Origin of the sequence: Blautia sp. KLE_1732_HM_1032, assembly GCF_025147905.1 — a bacterium.
Taxonomy (GTDB): Bacteria; Bacillota; Clostridia; order Lachnospirales; family Lachnospiraceae; genus Blautia_A; species Blautia_A fusiformis.
This window is the reverse complement of sequence record NZ_CP102266.1, coordinates 3,631,612-3,650,899: the sequence shown is the minus strand read 5'-3', so window position 1 is coordinate 3,650,899 and position 19,288 is coordinate 3,631,612. Positions and strand designations below refer to the sequence as shown.

Annotated in this window: 17 protein-coding genes and 1 pseudogene; 16 read left to right on the top strand and 2 right to left on the bottom strand. The window is 38.9% G+C overall.

What is annotated here, in order from left to right:
* Positions 1 to 956 precede the first annotated feature (956 nt).
* From NQ489_RS17140 to NQ489_RS17110, 7 genes are read left to right on the top strand one after another with little or no spacing between them, the layout of a single operon-like run.
* A complete protein-coding gene (locus NQ489_RS17140) occupies positions 957 to 1,367 on the top strand; it encodes a peptide deformylase (RefSeq protein ID WP_015526465.1) in 411 nt (136 codons plus the stop codon).
* Positions 1,368 to 1,423: 56 nt separating this feature from the next.
* The gene (locus NQ489_RS17135) at positions 1,424 to 1,792 is read left to right on the top strand and encodes a VOC family protein (protein WP_021650100.1); all 369 of its coding nucleotides are present in this window, start codon (positions 1,424 to 1,426) and stop codon (positions 1,790 to 1,792) included.
* A gap of 10 nt (positions 1,793 to 1,802) precedes the next feature.
* Entirely contained in the window at positions 1,803 to 2,258 is a 456-nt protein-coding gene (locus tag NQ489_RS17130; RefSeq protein ID WP_021650099.1) for a YaiI/YqxD family protein, read from the top strand.
* Between the two features lies 1 nt (position 2,259).
* Complete coding sequence (locus tag NQ489_RS17125; protein WP_021650098.1) at positions 2,260 to 2,601, top strand: arsenate reductase family protein; 342 nt, start codon at positions 2,260 to 2,262, stop codon at positions 2,599 to 2,601.
* An 18-nt stretch (positions 2,602 to 2,619) separates the two neighbouring features.
* The gene (locus NQ489_RS17120) at positions 2,620 to 2,829 is read left to right on the top strand and encodes a DHHA1 domain-containing protein (RefSeq protein WP_021650097.1); all 210 of its coding nucleotides are present in this window, start codon (positions 2,620 to 2,622) and stop codon (positions 2,827 to 2,829) included.
* Between the two features lie 42 nt (positions 2,830 to 2,871).
* Positions 2,872 to 4,398: a Y-family DNA polymerase gene (locus NQ489_RS17115; protein WP_044960399.1), complete on the top strand. Its 1,527-nt coding sequence runs from the start codon at positions 2,872 to 2,874 to the stop codon at positions 4,396 to 4,398.
* Positions 4,399 to 4,413: 15 nt separating this feature from the next.
* Positions 4,414 to 4,833: a hypothetical protein gene (locus NQ489_RS17110; protein WP_021650095.1), complete on the top strand. Its 420-nt coding sequence runs from the start codon at positions 4,414 to 4,416 to the stop codon at positions 4,831 to 4,833.
* Between the two features lie 116 nt (positions 4,834 to 4,949).
* On the opposite strand, the gene NQ489_RS17105 is transcribed toward NQ489_RS17110, so the two are convergent.
* Positions 4,950 to 5,831: an AraC family transcriptional regulator gene (locus NQ489_RS17105; RefSeq protein WP_021650094.1), complete on the bottom strand. Its 882-nt coding sequence runs from the start codon at positions 5,829 to 5,831 to the stop codon at positions 4,950 to 4,952.
* Positions 5,832 to 5,941: 110 nt separating this feature from the next.
* Here NQ489_RS17105 and NQ489_RS17100 point away from each other — a divergent pair, with 110 nt between their 5' ends.
* The 5 genes from NQ489_RS17100 to ilvD all read left to right on the top strand — a co-directional run bounded on the left by NQ489_RS17100 (position 5,942) and on the right by ilvD (position 13,908).
* Positions 5,942 to 7,297, top strand: coding sequence for an MATE family efflux transporter (locus NQ489_RS17100; RefSeq protein ID WP_021650093.1), 1,356 nt, complete (start codon positions 5,942 to 5,944; stop codon positions 7,295 to 7,297).
* A 3-nt stretch (positions 7,298 to 7,300) separates the two neighbouring features.
* Positions 7,301 to 7,930: a sugar O-acetyltransferase gene (locus NQ489_RS17095; protein ID WP_021650092.1), complete on the top strand. Its 630-nt coding sequence runs from the start codon at positions 7,301 to 7,303 to the stop codon at positions 7,928 to 7,930.
* A 595-nt stretch (positions 7,931 to 8,525) separates the two neighbouring features.
* Positions 8,526 to 9,530: a zinc-binding dehydrogenase gene (locus tag NQ489_RS17090; RefSeq protein WP_161206385.1), complete on the top strand. Its 1,005-nt coding sequence runs from the start codon at positions 8,526 to 8,528 to the stop codon at positions 9,528 to 9,530.
* 1 nt (position 9,531) lies between these two features.
* Positions 9,532 to 12,096, top strand: a complete 2,565-nt coding sequence (locus NQ489_RS17085) for an alpha-L-rhamnosidase (RefSeq protein ID WP_044960367.1) — start codon at positions 9,532 to 9,534, stop codon at positions 12,094 to 12,096.
* A gap of 129 nt (positions 12,097 to 12,225) precedes the next feature.
* Complete coding sequence (gene ilvD / locus NQ489_RS17080; protein WP_021650088.1) at positions 12,226 to 13,908, top strand: dihydroxy-acid dehydratase; 1,683 nt, start codon at positions 12,226 to 12,228, stop codon at positions 13,906 to 13,908.
* A gap of 143 nt (positions 13,909 to 14,051) precedes the next feature.
* On the opposite strand, the pseudogene NQ489_RS17075 reads toward ilvD, so the two are convergent.
* Positions 14,052 to 15,170: pseudogene (locus NQ489_RS17075) on the bottom strand (IS110 family transposase).
* A 294-nt stretch (positions 15,171 to 15,464) separates the two neighbouring features.
* Between NQ489_RS17075 and NQ489_RS17070 the strand changes: the two are divergent.
* The 4 genes from NQ489_RS17070 to NQ489_RS17055 are packed head-to-tail and all read left to right on the top strand — an operon-like array spanning position 15,465 to position 19,176.
* A complete protein-coding gene (locus tag NQ489_RS17070; protein WP_044960365.1) occupies positions 15,465 to 16,127 on the top strand; it encodes a bifunctional 4-hydroxy-2-oxoglutarate aldolase/2-dehydro-3-deoxy-phosphogluconate aldolase in 663 nt (220 codons plus the stop codon).
* A 7-nt stretch (positions 16,128 to 16,134) separates the two neighbouring features.
* Complete coding sequence (locus NQ489_RS17065) at positions 16,135 to 17,232, top strand: sugar kinase (RefSeq protein WP_044960363.1); 1,098 nt, start codon at positions 16,135 to 16,137, stop codon at positions 17,230 to 17,232.
* A gap of 27 nt (positions 17,233 to 17,259) precedes the next feature.
* Positions 17,260 to 18,006, top strand: coding sequence for an amidohydrolase family protein (locus NQ489_RS17060; protein ID WP_021650083.1), 747 nt, complete (start codon positions 17,260 to 17,262; stop codon positions 18,004 to 18,006).
* A 6-nt stretch (positions 18,007 to 18,012) separates the two neighbouring features.
* The gene (locus tag NQ489_RS17055) at positions 18,013 to 19,176 is read left to right on the top strand and encodes a HAMP domain-containing protein (protein WP_021650082.1); all 1,164 of its coding nucleotides are present in this window, start codon (positions 18,013 to 18,015) and stop codon (positions 19,174 to 19,176) included.
* The last annotated feature ends 112 nt before the right edge of the window (positions 19,177 to 19,288 follow it).

The following is a 19,288-nucleotide window of genomic DNA, read 5'->3' as shown; positions in this document are numbered from 1 at the left end:
ATGAGTCAGAAATGGTTCATTGCCTTTCGTCGCGTTATGGCTTATTTTAATTTTTCTTTTTTGGCATTTAAGAGCTCAAGATTCTTGGTGAAGGTGCTTTCTCCGGAACCTTGATACCAGCTTTGCGGATCATAGCATCAAAATTTTTTTCAATTATATGCAGGGTATTCTGTTGCTTCTGGAGATCCTGCTTTTCTTTTTTTGCTGAGGACAGTTCTTCTTCCAGTTCCATCTGTTGGCGCTACAGTTTTTCAGCCGACGGAAGTTTGTGAATACTAAATTCTGAGCACGTATGATGTCACGACAGGCCCGATAGACTTCACAGTGTTTCTGAATTACTTGTTGATTTTGAATTGCCAGTCTCGTTTGCTGAATCTTATTATCGGTGGCATGAATGGAAGCCTCCAAATCTGCAACATGATTTTGGAATTCTTTGTAGTTTAGTTGGCAATTAAAGGCCTTTAATCAGCGTTTAATCTGCCATAGAGCCCAATTATCTCCGCCATAGAACCAGTTGGTTGTCGGGATTTTCGCACAGCCATTTATTGTAAGATGATAACATCAAAAAAGAAGAAAAATCCAAGGAGGACTGGCAGATGAAAGGTTATAACACAAGGTCAGTATAGATAATATCAGCAGAAATAAGGTATCTGCTGTCGGAACAGAAAAAGTTTCAAAATAAATCAAAAAATATTGATGAAGTCTATCAATCAGTGTTTTTTCGTTGTATAATGTTTTTGTCGTACAAGGTCACTTTCCTTTGTAATGTTTTGGGTCAAATTCATTATACATCAGAAAGTCCTGTACGATATTTTTTTATGAAAAAGTTGTAAAGTGGTGTTAGATAATAAAATATTGGAACAATGAAAGAGGAACAGGAAATATTTGAGCGAATTGTTATGACGAGAAAGATTTCTGGTCAAGATAGATAAGAATTAGAGTACAGGAGAAAGTAAATGGTAAAACAAATAGTAAGAGATGTTTTCTTCTTAGGCCAGCCATCTGAACCGGCCACGAAAGCTGACATCCAGGTTGGAAAGGATCTGCAGGATACGCTGCAGGCGAACAGAGAACGTTGTGTTGGTATGGCGGCGAACATGATTGGTGTAAAGAAGAATATCATCATTGTGAATATGGGATTCATAAATGTTGTGATGTTCAATCCGGTGATTGTTTCAAAACGTGACATGTATGAGACAGAAGAAGGCTGTCTGTCGCTGGATGGTGTTCGCAAGACGACCAGGTACCAGGAAATAGAAGTAGAGTATTATGACTTCAAATGGAAAAAACAGCGCCAGAAATTGTCAGGATGGACAGCACAGATCTGCCAGCATGAAATTGATCATTTGTCTGGAAAGATTATTTAACCGCATGCGGATTGCGAATATTCGCTTGACTCAAAGCGGATTGTGAGGTGACGGATATGCTGAAAAACGTACTGATCGTGGTGGATGATATAGAAAAATCCATAGAGTTTTATAGGGACTTATTTGGACTGCAAGTGATTCTTAAGAATGAAGGCAATGTGATCTTATCGGAGGGACTTGTTTTGCAGGATGCCGACGTATGGGGGAAAACATTGAATGAAACTTCTACGCCATTCAATAACATGATGGAACTGTATTTCGAGGATTTTGATATAGATGGATTGCTTGTAAAATATGAATCCGGTAAGTATTTCGTCCGATATGCCACTGAACTAACAGAACTTGCAGGTGGGCAGAAGCTTGTAAGGCTGTATGATCCGAGTGGTAATCTCATCGAGGTTCGTACGCCATTTATGTGTAATTAAAGGAGAAGATATGCAGATTTTTGTTGATGCAGATGCCTGTCCGGTAGTCGGTATTGTTGAAAAAGTTGCAAAAGAGCACAGTATTCCGGTAACGTTGTTGTGTGATACCAATCATGTGTTATCTTCTGATTACAGTGAAGTGATCGTAGTTGGAGCCGGAGCAGATGCCGTGGATTATAAACTGATCAGCATTTGTCATAGGGGCGATATTGTTGTATCACAGGATTATGGAGTTGCGGCAATGGCACTTGGAAAAAATGCGTATGCGATTCATCAATCTGGGAAATGGTATACCAATGAAAATATTGACCAGATGCTTATGGAGCGGCATCTGAATAAGAAAGCACGAAGGGCATCCGGAAAGAAGCACTTAAGAGGCCCACGAAAACGAACATCGGAGGATGATGAGCATTTTAGAGAATCCTTTGAGAAAATGATACATATGGCAATGGATAAGGAGAATTGATTTGAACGTACAGATTTTTGGAACAAAGAAGTGCAATGATACAAAGAAAGCAGAACGTTTCTTTAAGGAACGTGGGATCAAGTTTCAGTTTATTGATATGAAAGAAAAAGGCATGAGTAAGGGTGAATTCAATTCGGTTGCCCAGGCAAATGGTGGACTGGAAAATATGATCAACTGGGAGGGCAAGGATAAGGATCTGCTTGCGCTCATTAAGTACATTGCAGAGGAAGATAAACTTAAGAAGGTGTTGGAAAACCCGCAGGTGATTAAGACACCCGTAGTTCGTAATGGAAAACAATCCACTCTTGGATATCAGCCGGATATCTGGAAAGCGTGGAAGTAAGAAACAGGATGTTTTACCATGTATGAGGAAGAAGAAAATCGCTGGCGTTGTTCCTTCCGGTCTGATGGAAAATGGATCAATGTAAATGAACTCCTGCAGACATTTGGCGGAGGTGGAGATGCTGCAGCAGCTGGTGTGCGCAAACGGACGAATGATGTTGAAAAATTCAGGCAGGAAATCCTTGAGCGGATTGTTATGATGAGAAAGTTTTTCGGGCAGGATAAATAAGAATTAGAAACAGAACACAGGAGAATCGTGAGGTGTAGAATGATGGAAAAGGAAAGAACCTATATTGCAATCGATCTTAAGTCATTCTATGCGTCTGTGGAATGTAAAGAACGAAATAGGGATCCTTTGACAACCAATCTTGTGGTTGCAGATAAAAGCAGAACAGAAAAGACAATTTGTCTTGCGGTATCTCCAGCTTTAAAGTGTTATGGGATACCAGGAAGGGCTCGTTTATTTGAGGTTGTTCAAAAAGTAAAAGAAGCCAACAGCGCCCGCAGGTGGAAAGTGCCGAACAGAACTTTTATCGGAGCCTCTGATGACAGCACAGAATTAGATACCAATCCGGAACTGGAGATTGATTATATTGTTGCTCCTCCCCGGATGGCTCTCTATCTGGAATACAGCACCAGAATTTACAGTATTTATCTGAAATATATTGCGCCGGAAGATATTTTCCCGTATTCGATCGACGAAGTATTTATGGATGTAACGGATTATCTGCATACTTATAATATGACAGCAAGAGAACTTGCAATGACCATGATACAGGATGTGCTGAAAACGACAGGTATAACGGCAACTGCTGGAATCGGAACGAATATGTATCTGTGTAAGATTGCGATGGATATCGTGGCGAAGCACATTAAAGCAGATAAAGATGGTGTACGAATTGCAGAACTGGATGAAATGTCATACCGAAGGAAACTCTGGGGTCACAGACCACTTACTGATTTTTGGAGAGTAGGAAAAGGATATGCAAAGAAGCTGGAAGAATACGGGCTTTATACAATGGGAGATATTGCCAGATGTTCCATCGGAAAAGAAAATGAGTTATATAATGAAGACCTGTTATATAGGTCGTTTGGTGTTAATGCAGAGCTGCTGATTGACCATGCCTGGGGATATGAGCCCTGTACCATGGAAATGGTCAAGGCTTATAAGCCGGAAACGAACAGTGTTTGTTCCGGGCAGGTACTTCATTGCCCTTATGATTTTGAAAAAGCAAAATTAGTCGTTAAAGAGATGACAGACCAGATGGTTTTGGATTTGGTGGATAAGAAGCTTGTAACGGATCAGATCGTGTTGACGGTTGGTTATGATATTGAGAATCTGAACAATGCCGACAGGAGAAAACAGTATCATGGAGAGGTTACGATCGACCGTTATGGAAGAAGAATTCCGAAACATGCACATGGAACGACTAATCTGAAACGGCAGACTTCCTCAACCAAGATGATAACGGATGCAGTAATAGAGTTATATGACAGGATCGTTGACAGAAACCTGCTTGTCAGAAGAATCAATATCACAGCGAACAGGCTTGTGGATGAAAGTTCTGTCAAGAAAGAAGAAGTATATGAGCAGCTGGATCTTTTTACGGATTATGAGGCGCAAAGGAAAAAGCAGGAAGAGGAAGAGGCTGCGCTGGATCGCGAAAAACGTATGCAGGAAGCAATGCTCAGTATCAAAAAGAAATTTGGAAAAAACGCTGTACTGAAGGGGATGAATCTTCAGGAAGGTGCAACCGCCAGGGACAGAAATGAACAGATTGGCGGTCATAAGGCGTAAAGGAGTTGAAAGAGGATGAAAAATAATTCTTATGACGATATCATTAATTTACCGCATCCGGTCTCTAAGAATCATCCGCAAATGCCACTTCGGGATCGGGCAGCGCAATTTGCTCCTTTTGCAGCCCTGACCGGACATGATGCTGCGATAAAGGAAACGGCAAGATTAACCGATGAAAGATTGGAACTGAGCGAGGAAGCGATTGCTCAGCTGAATGAAAAAATCAATATAATCAGAAATAATATCGGTATAGAACAGAAAGTATCGATAACTTATTTTATTCCCGATGCAAAAAAAGCAGGCGGCTCCTATGTTACGTGCTCTGGTATTGTAAAAAAGATAGACGAATACGAGCATACCATCATTATGACGGATCAAACGGTTATTCCAATCGAGCAGATAAGTGATATTAAATGTGAAGAGTGGCAAATCTGAGAGTTGGATGGCGGAAAGTATCGCATTCCGATGTTATGTGAAAGACTGGCTGGAAAAACAGGGATACTGTTAAAAAATACCCATTATAATTATAAGCCAAAGAATATGAATAGTGCTTATCTATTACTGTTTCGAAACTTCCCAGGGGTGGTATTATAATACTTATGAAAAAGTTCACAAAAATAACTGCTATTTGAAAACCCGCAGGTATATGCTATCTCAGTAACAGACATTGTAGTATTTTGAAGAAGAAAAACAGATTTTTCCAAACGATAGCGATTTAGATATACCATTGGGGAAGTATTCAAATATTTCTGAAAAAGGGAAGTGCATTTTGTCTTGCAGCAATTTCCTGAGGATGAAATATCTTTAAGCATAATTTTTTGGGAATAATTTTTTTGCACATATCCGATCATTGTAGTAAGAGCCAGAGTATCCTCTGTATCTTTATCATAATCTGGAAAATAGTTCATATTTTCAGCAAGGAGGCGAAAAATATGAACGGTTTTTTCCAGCGTAATAAATGGCTGTATTTCATCCACATTTTTTTTGTAAAGCATTTCAAGGTCACGAAGAATAGAATTCTGCCACAGGATAGACGGATTCAGTGGCTGATAGGGAAAATGAATATTCTGTATCAGGGGATTTAGACATTTTTCCACAAAATAAGTATTTACAGAAAGCAACTGCGGAGATAACATAATACAGGTAAAGAGACATTCTGTATGAGTATCGGAATAGCCATAATGAAAGCAGCGGCTGTTTACAAAAATTCCTTCACCTGCTTGCAAAGAAATCTTCTGACCATTCACATCATAAAACATCTGTCCCTCTAAAATCAGAATAAATTCCAGATCGTCATGCCAATGACTGACTGCACGAAAATCAGGATAGCGTGAAAGCTGTCCCTTTTTTATATATGCAGGAAAGTCTGGATTGTTATAGGCAACATTTTCAGATGCATCTGAATTTAAAACAATGCTTGGACATACTTCCATCAAAATAATCTCCTTTTCGAACGTTTGTTATATTATTATAGCTGATTATGGTATAAAAATCAATAAAATTGGTTTATTTTTATATTGTGCACAGAAAGGAAAAATTGTAGATGGGAAACGAATTCACAAATAAGATTTTGAAACTTGCTCTGCCCATTACAGCACAACAATTTATGTTAGCACTTGTAAGTGCATGCGATGCTTTTATGTTGGGAGGATTAAATCAGAACTCTCTGTCAGCAATTTCGCTGGCTTCGCAGATCACCTTTGTTTTTAATTTGATTTTAACAGCACTTACAATAGGGGAAAATATGTTTGTTGCACAGTATTATGGAAAAAGAGATTTTGATGGATTACGGACATCAGCAGGACTTGTATTAAGATATGTATTCATAATTTCCATTCTCTTTCTGCTTGCAACATTCTTTATTCCTGAAATGCTCATGCGACTGTTTACAAACGATACTATATTGATTGATTATGGTATTAAGTATTTGAAAGTGATTGGATTATCCTATATCTTTTCAGGGGTTCTGCAGGTTTTGCAGGGAATCTTGAAAAATTGTGGTTATGCAGGTAGATGTACCATAATAAGTGCAGTTGTTGTCTGTGTTAATATTATACTGAATGTTATTCTGAATGTTATTCTGATTTACGGATACATGGGCTTTCCAAGAATGGAGATTGCAGGTGCGGCACTGGCTACTGTCATTGCAAATGGACTTGGTCTGGTTATTACGATTTATATTTTGCACCTGAAAAAGGAATTTTGGATTGGAGTAAAAGACATAAAAAGCAGGGAAGTCCATATAACGAGGAAATTCTGGAAACATGTCTATCCGGTACTTTTTAATGAACTTGCCTGGGGCGGTGGATTTACGATGTATTCTGTCATACTTGGACATCTTGGTTCCGATGCTATCGCAGCCAATTCTATTGCAAATATAACCAAGAATCTTTTAATCTGTGGTTGTACCGGTTTTGGATATGGTGGAAGTATTATTGTCGGAAATCTGCTTGGTAAAGGGAACTTATCTGAAGCAAAGAAAAACGGAAATATTTTATGCAAAACTTCGGTATTTTTGGGCGTGGTGACGGCTGGAGTGATTTTTCTTGCGACACCTGTAATCCTGCATTTTACGAATCTGACTGATATAGCAACAGGATATTTAAAGAATATGCTGTTTATAAGCAGCTATTATGTAATAGGAAAATCAATTAATTCTATGACAATAGGTGGTATTTTTCCAGCAGGGGGAGATACAAAATTTGGATTAATATGTGATGTGGTTACCATGTGGTGCTTTGCAGTTCCACTGGGATGTATCGCAGCATTTGTATTTAAATTGCCAGTAATGATGGTGTATTTTGTCTTAAATCTGGATGAACTGGTAAAACTTCCGGCAGTATTTAAACATTATAAACAATATAAATGGTTAAAAAATTTAACAGAAATGGAGAATTAAATTATGGATATGAAAAAAAGAAGAGATATGCAGCTTGCTTACATTTCAGATGAAGCGGTTATGGAAGAACAGAGGATAGGTAGAAAAATTCTGCAAAAACTTAATTTTGCAGATCGGTCGGATTTTGATGGGATTGCAGAAATAGTAAAAGAACTTTTGGGAAAATCGGAAGGTGCATGGATTAACCCACCTTTTTACTGCGATTATGGTTCGCATATAGAAGTAGGTAAAAATTTCTTTGCAAATTATAACTGTACAATTATAGATGTGGCAAAGGTAAAAATCGGTGATAACTGTCAGATGGCACCCAATGTATCTATTTATACGGCAGGACATCCAATTTATCCAGATACGCGCAATTCTGCTTTTGAATACGGAAAAGAGGTTACCATCGGGGATAATGTATGGTTGGGAGGAAATACAGTAGTGTGTCCGGGAGTACATATTGGAGACAATGTGGTAATTGGTGCAGGAAGTGTTGTAACAAAAGACATTCCGGACTGGTCCATTGCAGCTGGAAATCCATGTCGTGTGATTAGAAAAATAACAGATGAGGACAGGAGAAAATTGTTTCACAATGAAGAAATTGATGATGAAGCATGGGATATGATATGTGCACAGGCGGAAAAATAATATGATCATGAGAGAACGGATTGCAGCCGGATAATTATCAGCAGATTATTGTGAAGGGCTTCCGGAAGATCGGATAAACTGTAAAAAAGGAATGATTCAGTTTAATTCGGGAGTTTTTTTGGGTATAAACATCAATGCTGTTGTATTGCGGGTTATATTTTGCAAATATTGTTCTCATCGTATCATATCTCCCTAAAGCCAATTGAGTCTGTAAAATGCCTTATGAATTATAAGATTTTGATCAGTCTTTTTCTTCATAACTTCATGGTTCCTTTAACAAAAAAACATAAAAAATCAGAATAAAAATCCATCGAGTTCGATAAATGCATGACTCGATGGATTTTTTTCTATTGGTTAATCAAAACTTTACTGCCCATAAAAGAGGAATTGCAATGATGTTTTTTGTCTAAAACTGTATTTTAAATAATGCAGTTTTTTAAATGTGTAGAATATCAGATTATGAAAGACAAAAAAATATACAAAACAGGTAAAAATACTGAGAAGAAAATAGAAAGAACAAATGTATAATAAAGTTACTAAAAAATACAAAAAAATAAACAGAAAACAAACAATTTAATGAATGGAGGAAGGGAAAATGAAAAGTAATACTGTTATTTTTACTGAACCATATAAGGCTGAAATACAAGAAATTGATTGCCCTAAGCCAGGAAAATCAGAGGTTTTGATTCGAACGGAACAAACCTTAATTAGCACAGGAACGGAATTAACTTTCTTGACTGGGGAATGTCCGGAAAAATCAAAATGGTCAGAATATATTCACTATCCGCAAAAGAGTGGTTACTCAAATGTGGGTATTATTGAAGAAGTAGGTGAAGGTGTTTCAAAGGATTTAATTGGAAAACGTGTAGCAAGTTTCAGTGGACATTCACAGTATGTCATTGTGAATGTAAATGAGCTTCGTATGATTAATTATGAAATTAAACCAGAAGAAGCAACATTTTTTGCACTTGCAGAAACAACGATCAATGGAATTCGAAGAACTGGTATCGAATTAGGAAACAGGGTTGTAGTATATGGAGCTGGTATTGTAGGTCAACTGGCGGCCAGGTTTTTACTTGCAGGAGGATGTACAGAAATTTTTGTGGTAAACAGGAGTGAAGCAAGACTGAAGCATTTACCTGATCAGAGGGCAATTATTCCGATTTGCTCCACAAAAGAAGATCCAATCTCGATTATAAAAGAATATACATATGGGGATATGGCAGATATTGTTATTGAAACAACGGGAAATGCAGATGCGATTCCGGAAGAATTTTTAGCTTTGCACCAGCAGGGAAAGCTTTGTATGTTGAGTTCACCTAAGAAAAAGACCTTAATTGATTTTCATGATTGTTGTAATGCAGTAAGTGTAAACATTATTGGCGCACATACATCTTCACAGGCACCGGTAAAAACTTATGACAATCCGTGGACATGTGAAAGAAATAGTGAAACATTTTTTAAGTTGATTTACAACAAACAGGTAGATATGTCAGAAATGATTACACATCGTGTAAGCTATAAAGAGGCACCGCAGATGTATCAGATGCTGTTAAAGGATCGCACGCAGGCAATGGGTGTTGTTCTGGATTGGAGATAAGATGAAGGGTAGTAAAGAAGAAATTAAGGCAATCGATTTACGTAGCGATTATAAAGTAAATCCGATAGGAATTCACAATGTAGCTCCACGCTTATCCTGGAGAATGACGGCGTATGGAAAAAACCGCAAACAGAGTGCCTACCAGATTCAGGTATTTAAAAAGGAGTCGGATATTAAGGAAGTTCTTGTCTGGGATAGCGAAAAAGTTTATTCCGGCGAATCTGTGAACATTCCGTATAAAGGAAAGCAGCTTGCATCCAGAGAGAGGGTTTATTGGAAAGTTCGTATATGGGATGAAAAGGAAAATGTTTCTGAATGGAGTGAGGAGGCTTTTTTTGAAGCCGGTTTATTAAATAAGACGGATTGGGAAGCAGAGTGGATTTGTGCGCCAGAGAAGGCAGCAGCGGTTTATTTTAGAAAAGTCTGCAATATAGAGAAGCAGCCGAAATCCGGGCGGTTGTATATTTCCGGGTTAGGGTATTACGAAGCTTATCTTAACGGAAAAAAATGTGGGGAAGATGTTCTCACGCCGAATCGAACGCATTATACGGAACGAGTTTTTTACCATACATATGATATAACAACTGCGGTTGTTCACGGAGAAAATGTTTTTGGTGTTGAGCTTGGTAATGGATGGTATAACCAAAAAGATAAAATTAACGAAAAAAAATTATGGTATGGATATCCAAAGCTTTTGTTCCAGATTGAAATAGAATATGCAGATGGAGACAAAGATGTATTTATAAGCGATGAAAATACGAAATGGCATGAAAGCCCTAGAATTTATAATAATATTTATTTTGGAGAAATATATGATGCACGTAAGGAGAGTATAGGCTGGCGAGAAAAAGATTTCGAAGACCTGGATTGGAAATTTGCAGGTAAAGCAGAGAAACCAGGCGGAGAATTAACCAAACAGAAAGCTCCGTCAGATCAAAAGATTTGCGAACTTTTTCCAAAGAAGATCAGTGAAGTAACGCCCGGAATGTATGTGATTGATTTTGGTCAGAATATGACTGGCTGGGTTAAAATGAGGGTATCTGGCAAAGAGGGAGATAAGGTTCAGTTACGGTTTGGTGAAGAACTATGGCCGGATGGGAAAATAAATTATTATAGTACTGGAAGCGGGTGGAAACAGCAAAAAGATATTTATATTTTAAGTGGAAAAAAAGAAGAATATTATGAACCGGCATTTACGTGGCATGGATTTCGATATGTAGAGGTACAGGGATATCCGGGAATCCCAAAGAGGGAAGACTTTGTGGCGGTGCATATTCGGGCAGGTGTCGAACGGTCAGGTAAATTTATATGCTCTAACGCATTGATCAATCAGATTCAGAAAGCAAGTCTGTGGTCGATGGAGAGTGGTTTACATGGAGGCATTCCACTTGATTCTCCTCACAGAGAACGGCAGGGGTATGGAGGGGATGCATTGATTACAGCAAAAGCTATGATGTATAGCTATGACATGCACGAATTCTATTCCGACTGGATGGATGACTTTATAGATGCACAGGACAAGACAACAGGATTTTTGCCACACACAGTACCATGTCAGGACGGCGGTGGTGGTCCGGCCTGGGGCAGTGCTTTGATTATTATCACATGGCTTATGTACCGTTACTACGGAGACACGAAGAGTGCAGAAGAGTATTTTGATAATATGATTCATTGGATGCAATTCCTGCAGACCGGAATGGAAAAAGGAATTGTTGAGGGTGAAGGTACAGATAAGGACTGTCTTGGAGAATGGTCGACACCTGGAGAAATTTTAATACCTCCGCGATTTGTTAATACTTTTTTCTATGCATATAATGCGAAACTTATGACAGAATTGGCAGAGGTGCTTGGCCGGTCAGCAGATGCAGAGTATTTTCAGAATCAGTATAATGAAACAGTGCTTAGCTTTAGAAACGAGTTTTATGATTCTAAAAATGGTAGGTACAGTATTGGGGCACAGGGAACGGAAGCATTTGCGAATAAGTTGGGTGCTATCAGAGAAAGAGAACTTTGCGAAGTAAAACAGTATTTGGAGAAACATATTACCAAGGAGTGCGAAGGAAACTTAGATACAGGAATTTTTGGGACACCATTATTATTTGAAACACTTGTTGAATTTGGCCTTGGTGAAGTAGCCTATCATATGATTACTAGCGTAACGTATCCAAGCTATGGATATATGATTACAAATGGAGCCACTACATTATGGGAATACTGGGAAAAAGAGTATGGATTTTATCAGTGTCCTGCGAATCATAATCAGCCGATGTTCGGCAGTATAAGCAGCTTCTTTTACGAAAAGCTGGCTGGAATTAAGCCATTAAAGCCGGCATACAAGAAAATTGAAATTAAGCCGGCAATGATAGGAGATCTCAGATTTGTATCATCCAGTGTAAAGACACCGTATGGAGAAGTCTGCATAGATTGGGAGAGAAACGAAGACGAAATTTTAGTGTCTGTGGTAATTCCGCCAAATACGGAAGCAGTTTTGCTGATTCCAGGACAAGAAAGAAAAGAAATTGGATCTGGTAACTATCAGTTTAGATATGTTGCATGTGAGAAATAATAAGAAATACAGCTTGCCTTTTTTAGCAGGCTGTATGACTATGAAAAACTGGAGTTAACACGATAAAAGTTTTAAGTTTATCAGTATGAAGATTGTGAGAGATTATAATTTATGGAAGGGTGATAAAAAATGTCTTACAGAAGTCATGAAATTTTACAGGGTCCCGGGTATGCAAATGTAAGAGCTTTATATAAAGCAGACGGATATGCAGAAGAGGAACTGAAACGCCCAATCATTGGGATTGCAAATGCATATAATTCGATTTGTCCGGGTCATATTGTCCTGCGCCAGATGGCAGAAAGAATTCGTGAAGGAATTCAGGCGGCAGGGGGGATGCCAATTGAATTTGGAACAATTGGTGCCTGTGATGGAATTGCAATGGGACACGAGGGCATGCGTTATATCCTTCCGGCAAGAGAAATGATTGCAAATGATGTGGAGGCAATGGTGCAGGCTCATCGTTTAGACGGCATTGTATTACTGGGAAGCTGTGACAAAATTATTCCGGGAATGTTGATAGGAGCAATGAGGGTAAATTTGCCTGCAATTTTTATTAATGGAGGACCAAGTCTTCCGGGACATATGGCAGATGGAAATCCCTATGGAGGAGAGTGGATCGACCATTCCTGTATTCAGCAGTCGGAAGGAGCTTTACAGGCAGAAAAGATTACAGAAAAAGAGTTTAAGTGGATAGAGGATAATGCAATGCCGACAGTTGGATCCTGCGCGATGCTTGGTACAGCAAATACAATGGGATGCCTTGCAGAAGCTATGGGAATCATGCTGCCAGGTTCAGCTACGATTCCGGCAGTATATAGTAAACGTATGGCCGCCGCTTACAATAGTGGAAAAGCAATCGTTGATTTGGTACATAAGAATATAAGGATTCAGGATATTATTACAAAAAGGGCGCTGGCAAATGCAATAATGGTAAATTCAGCGATGGGAGGGTCAACAAACGCTGTATTGCATTTGCTGGCAATTGCACATAGCGGAAAAATTAATTTAACAATAGATGATTTTGAAACGATCAGCAGTGGGATTCAGCATTTGGTGGCTATGATTCCGGCTGGAAAATATACATTGTTTGATTTCTTTGAAGCTGGCGGCGTACAGGCTTTGATGAAAGAGATGGAAGAAAAACTGTATGTGGATGCATTAACATGTACAGGAGATACATTATATGAGAATTTGATGCATGCAGAGAATAGATCTCGGGAAGTAATTCATGCAATTCAAAATCCAGTACATAAGCGAGCAGGTATTAAGATCCTGTATGGAAATATAGCACCCGACGGTGCGGTAACGAAGCCGTCAGCAATTCCAGAAGAGGCAGTACACTTTTGTGGAAAAGCAAAGATTTATGAAAGTGAAGAATCGGCGTTGACAGGAATTCGGAATGGAGAAGTACAAGGTGGGGAAGTTGTTGTGATTCGAAATGAAGGACCCAAAGGTGGACCAGGGATGCCGGAAATGTATAAAGCTATGAAGCTGTTAGTTGGCTTAGGCTTGGGATCGAAGGTATGTCTGATTACAGATGGCAGATTTTCAGGATCAAACAACGGGTGCTTTGTGGGGCATATTTGTCCTGAAGCTGCAGACGATGGAGCGATTGCATATTTACAGGATGGGGATATGATATCAGTCGATGTGGAAAATGGAAAAATTGATGCAATAGATGTAGATTTTGAAGAACGAAGGAAAAAGAAATACATATGTCATCAAAAGGTAGAAGGATATTTGTACCAGTATGCAAAAAATGTGACATCTGCATCAAAAGGAGCAGTGATTCCCACTTATGAGAACGAATGATAGATGCAGCATCGTTAATAATTGAGGGAAAGAGGCAGTAGTGTAGTGTGAAAGAAAGTAGAGGAAGACCATAAATTGACGCACTTGAATAAGCTGTCTAAGGCAGGCAACTTTTTAAAGTGTTATAGAGTTAGAAAATTAAATCAAGAAGCTAATGGTTCATCAGGAGGAAATAATCCCTCTCGTTGTAATAGTTTCTTGGCTTGCTTGATAGCTTTTGCTTTTTGTTTTTCAACAAGAGCTACAGGCATATCGATTTTGTAAAGATCGCTCGGATTCCACTGCTCACCAGTAGACAGCATCTGATAGATAGCAGTAAGAATCATACGGGCAATAGCGATAATGGCTCTTTTCTTGCCACGGCGTTTGACAAGAGAATCATATTTCTTTTTGTAGTAAGGAGATTTGTCAGATTTTACGGCTGCATGAGCACACTGTACTAATGCAGGTTTGAGGTAGATACCGGCACGTGTAATCCGAACAGACTTCTTCTTACCAGCAGACTCATTGCTGCCTGGCGTTAAACCAGCCCAGCAACACAAACGTTTAGAACTTGAGAACTGAGACATGTCAGTACCGATTTCGGAGATGACAGTGATTGCACTATCACGTTTGACACCCGGAATGGTACAGAGAAACTGGACAGCATCTTCTTTGGATTTGAGCCTCCTAAGAAGCTTAGATGCGATTTCTTCGTGGTTAATAGATGTACCCGATTGTTCAAGCAGATAGTCGATAATGGATGTGGATGACTTCCCAAAGATATCGGAAACAACAGAATCTAATGCAACATTACAAACGGTAAGAGCATTCTGATATCTATTCTTTTCACTTGAACGGCAGGAAACAAGCTTGTAACGATAGCGAGTGTATTCCCTAAGAATACGGACTTTCTTGCAAGTAATATAATTGCCTTTGACAAGTCCAAGGCGGAACAAATCTCCAATCCATTTAGAATCTTTTGTATCATCTTTGTTGCCTTTCACCGCCTTTACCCATTTAGGATTGGCAATGACAACATTGATATCATCTTCCAGAAGATTAAAGACAGGAACTCAGTATTTACCTGTGGATTCCATGCAGACATTATGGCAATCATTGTCGAGAAGCCATTGCTTGAATTCAAGAATTGAATTGTTAAAGGTGGAAAAGCGCTTCTTTTGGTAAGAAGGCTCAATGCCACCAGTGGTTTTTACAATTGTGGCAACGAGAAAAGATTTGTGGACATCGACACCACAACAGGTTTGATAAGTAACTTTCATAGTCAGACTCCTTTCGTGAATGATAAGAAGCCATTGACTGAACTGCCACACAATTAAACGAAAGGCTTAAACAATTCTTAGTGTACGGATTCATGATGTCACTTATTTGTGCTTGAAAAGGCAGAACTTACACTGATTAGTATGCTGTCTAAAACGAAGAAAGTTATTACAACTCCTCCTCCCGTGCTTTGTAGTGTAGCTTCTTGCAAACTATTTTACAGCACAGTGTAGAGAGTTGGAACACTTTCATTACTATTTGCGCCGCCAGCCGAAGGCGGCGGAATGGAGATTAGTATGAAGGATTTTCAGGAAAAAATTGAAAAAATAGGAGTTATTCCGGTTATCGTAATCGATGAAGCAAAAAATGCAGAACCGCTTGCAGAAGCATTAGTGGCGGGTGGGCTTCCGTGTGCGGAAATTACATTTCGAACACAGGCTGCGGAAGAAAGTATCCGCATTATGACGCAAAAGTATCCCGAGATGATAGTTGGAGCTGGGACTGTTTTAAATGTAGAACAGGTTGAACGTGCGATGAATGCAGGTGCACGATTTATTGTTTGTCCCGGGTTTGATTCAAAAGTGGTTGACTATTGCCTGGAACGAAAAATTCCAGTTTTACCTGGATGCGTTACACCATCTGAAATAATGCAGGCGATCGCCTGTGGTTTAAAAATGGTGAAATTTTTCCCGGCGGTTCAGTTTGGTGGGGTGGCAATGATTAAAGCGTTGGCAGCACCGTATAATGAAATGAAATTTGTGCCGACCGGTGGAGTAAATAAAGAGAATTTAAAAGAGTTTCTTTCGTATAAGGCAGTAGCAGCTTGCGGGGGGAGCTGGATGGTAAAAAGGGAATGGATTCAGAACGGTGAATTTGACAGAATCCGAAGTCTGGTAATAGAAGCTGCAAAATTAAAAGGTGAAATCAGGTCAGAAAATAGAAACGAAAAAAGGAGATAATGAAAAAATGGATTTACATCTAAAGGAATCGTGTGAATGTAAATATGATGCAGTTTCACTTGGCGAAGTAATGCTGCGACTGGATCCGGGTGAAGGAAGAATTCGCACTGCGCGTTCATTTCGAGTTTGGGAAGGCGGCGGAGAATATAATGTGATTCGAGGCCTGAGTAAGTGCTTTGGGTTAGATACAGCAGTTATTTCTGCATTTGCCAAAAATGAAGTGGGAATGTTGTTAGAAGATCTGATCTGTCAGGGAAAAGTAGATACATCATTGATTAAGTGGGCAGATACTGATGGAATAGGACGGGTATGCAGAAATGGCCTGAATTTTACAGAACGAGGATTTGGAATCCGCGGAGCGTTAGGATGCTCGGATCGTGCGAATACTGCAATTTCCAAGGCAACTTCGGCAGATTTTGATTTTGAATATATTTTTGGAAAGCTTGGTGTACGCTGGTTTCATACAGGAGGAATTTATGCAGCACTTTCAGAAAAATCATGTGAAACGGTAGTGGATGCAATAAAAATTGCCAAAAAATATGGTACAATTGTTTCGTATGATTTAAATTATCGCCCATCTATGTGGTCTGCAATTGGTGGTATTGAGAAAGCGCAGGAAGTAAATAAAGAAGTGGCAAAATATGTAGATGTAATGATTGGAAATGAAGAAGATTTTACTGCGTGTTTGGGATTTGATGTAGATGGTAATGATAATGAATTAAAGAAATTAAATCTTGAAGGATACGAGCGCATGATTAATAATGTAGTAGAGAAATATCCAAATCTGAAAATGGTGGCAACGACGCTTAGAGAGGTAAAGACGGCCACTGTGAATGATTGGGGTGCTATTTGCTGGGCAGAAGGTCGAATTTATAATTCAAAAAGGTATGAGAATCTTGAGATTTTAGATCGCGTAGGCGGTGGAGATTCTTTTGCATCTGGTCTGATTTATGGGATGTTGACGACAGGAGATCCGGAAACAGCACTTGAATTAGGAGTGGCACATGGAGCGCTTGCAATGACAACACCTGGAGATACGAGTATGGCAAACCGAAAAGAGGTTGAGGCGGTTATGCGGGGGGCTGGCGCACGAGTGAAGCGATAAAATGACAGGAAGGAGCAAGGGTAAAATATGAGAGCACTGGATGTACATGCTCATTTGGGCAAAGATGTTGTGTTTGGACATGTAATTACAGAGGAAAATTTACTGGATGGCTATAAGGATACGATCGTACAGGGAGCAATTGTACAGCCATCGTTACCACGTTTTTCATTAAAGGCAAATAAAGAAATCCATGATAGAATTTTTGAATTTTCGAAGTGTGATAAAATGAAAATCTGGGGGATGGCATCTATTTATCCGCATTTTACACAGGAAGAATATAGAGAAGAAGCTATTCGGTGCGTAAAAGAGCTTGGTTTTGTAGGATTGAAATTAACACCAATTGGTCACGCCTGTGATCCTGAATCAGAGGATGGCATGTATGCTTTTTCTGTGGCAGCTGAGTTGGGTGTGCCGATGATGGTTCATACCGGATCAGGAATACCATTTTCAAGTCCGATGCATATTTTGAAAGCTGCAAAAGAGTATCCTGAATTAAAAATTGTAGTGGCACATGCGGGAATGGGAGTGATGGCCAGAGAAGCGGTTATTTTGGCGCAGATTTGTGAAAATGTGTATCTTGAACCGACTTGGACCGGTGTTGCAGATATGGGCATGATTTATAAGGAACTGGGGGCAGGGAAGATAATGTTTTCTTCAGACCACGTAAACAATGTTACTGTGCAATATGAAACAATAAAAACCGTTGTGCCAGAAAAAGAAATGGAACAAGTGTTATATAAAACAGCAGAAAGTGTGTATAAAATCACGTTATAGAGGGATATGAATATACGTAAATTAATGAAAGAGAAAGTAAGCAGAGTAAGTATTTCCAGCAAAATGTCAATTGTTATGACCGTGTCGATTGTTTTAATCCTCACGGTCTTTCTTGGCGTAAACAGATATTATAATTCATTTTTCGTGTATCAAAAACTTGAAAATGCGTCTTTGACATATTTGGATAGTATAGATAGGATGATGGAAAATTTAGTAGACACTTTGGATGGTTATTCAAGAATTTGTTTTTCCAATGCAGGAGTTCAGGAGTTACTGGATAAAAATTCGAGTGGGCAGGTTGATTTTTCATTGCAGGACAATGTTAATAATTATCTGTGGGAACTGGTTGTAAATGTAAAGCAGATAGAATCTATTTATTTGTATAGTAATAATGGACTGGTAGCCTCAGCAGATAGGCAGGAGCTGCATTATCCACGATATCGTTGTATTAAAGATTATGAATGGTATGATGAAGAGGAATATGGGGAATATCATGTTGATTTTTCGAGCGATGATTTTTACAGAAAAGGTGATATGCCGGAGATTAGTTTCAGAAGAGCAGTAAGAAGTACGACTAATTTTAAAAAAATCGGTTATATGATTATGACGGTCTCTTCCGATGTATTAAAGGATTTTTTAGTGGCGGATAATGCGGACAAATATGAAAGGGTATTTTGTCTTTTGAATAATGAGGAATCTGTAATTGTGATCTCTGATAATGTGTATATGGACGAAATGCAGAAAATCGGAAAAGACATGATTCAGAATGAAAAAGCAATGGTGCTCCGGAATATGTTTGATGAAAAATATATGTTTTGTATTTTGAAATCGGAGGAAGGATATTATATGGATGCTATTTCGGTAGAGGATGCCTATCAAAGAAATCGAGAGAAAAGTTTAGTGGATATTGCATTGATTATTTTACAGGCTATGCTCACCCTGGTTTGCATTGTTATGATTTCTAAACTATATACACGACCGATAAAGGAGCTGATGATTGCGATGCGCTGTCTGCAAAACGGTGTATTTCAGCCAGTGAAAATGAATTCTGCTCATTACGAAATACAGGAACTAATACATGTTTACAATGAAATGGTAAAAAAAATCAATGAATTGCTGGAAAAAACAAAGGAGGCAGAACGATTAAAGGGAAAAGCAGATTTAAAGTAAGCGCAAAATAATTCGACGGATTGTGTTGCCCTAAAAATCATTCCATAATAATCATTAGAAAATGCAAGCATTTCACTTTATCTTCTCTTGCCAGAAATGATAGATGCGAGCA